Consider the following 738-nt stretch of genomic DNA (forward strand, 5'->3'; position numbering starts at 1 on the left):
GGTTCATATCACCTTACCGTCGCTTTTCGCAGATTAGCACGTCCTTCATCGCCTCTGACTGCCAGGGCATCCACCGTGTACGCTTAGTCGCTTAACCTCACAACCCACAGGCGTTTTGCAACGCTGCGGACTGCAAGCATTTGAGAGACCCGAACGCATCGTAAATTTCATTCTTATTACGGAGAATGAATACGACGCGTCGTTTCAAATTTTCAGCTTGTTCCGGATTGTTAAAGAGCAAATACTTCGCAGCACACCGTCGCCGGTATACTCTGAAGTAAGTTTCAGTACTGTAATGGTGGAGCTAAGCGGGATCGAACCGCTGACCTCCTGCGTGCAAGGCAGGCGCTCTCCCAGCTGAGCTATAGCCCCATACAGTCACTGCAGAGACCATCTACATCCACTCACCAGGAGTCACGTTTCTCACACGGGAAATGTGATTTCGTCTCAGGCAAGGCATGTTTTCGCGAAGCATAGTGAACTATGCGAGCCGGAAACATAACGCGGCATGAGAAGAAATCTGGTAGGCCTGAGTGGACTTGAACCACCGACCTCACCCTTATCAGGGGTGCGCTCTAACCACCTGAGCTACAAGCCTGTAGAGGTTTTTTCTGCTCGTTACTTTTCTATCAGACAATCTGTGTGAGCACTTCGCGGGAAGGTATCTTCAGGTAAGGAGGTGATCCAACCGCAGGTTCCCCTACGGTTACCTTGTTACGACTTCACCCCAGTCATGAA

Annotated in this window: 2 tRNA genes and 2 rRNA genes; all 4 read right to left on the reverse strand. The window is 50.5% G+C overall.

The window, feature by feature from the left end:
• A 23S ribosomal RNA gene (locus C1Y42_RS23230) occupies positions 1–97 on the reverse strand; the annotation flags it as partial.
• 199 nt (positions 98–296) lie between these two features.
• Positions 297–372, reverse strand: a tRNA-Ala gene (locus C1Y42_RS23235).
• A gap of 149 nt (positions 373–521) precedes the next feature.
• Positions 522–598, reverse strand: a tRNA-Ile gene (locus C1Y42_RS23240).
• A gap of 74 nt (positions 599–672) precedes the next feature.
• A 16S ribosomal RNA gene (locus C1Y42_RS23245) occupies positions 673–738 on the reverse strand; the annotation flags it as partial.

The sequence above is a fragment of the Pantoea sp. ICBG 985 genome (assembly GCF_002928365.1).
Taxonomy (GTDB): Bacteria; Pseudomonadota; Gammaproteobacteria; order Enterobacterales; family Enterobacteriaceae; genus Pantoea; species Pantoea dispersa.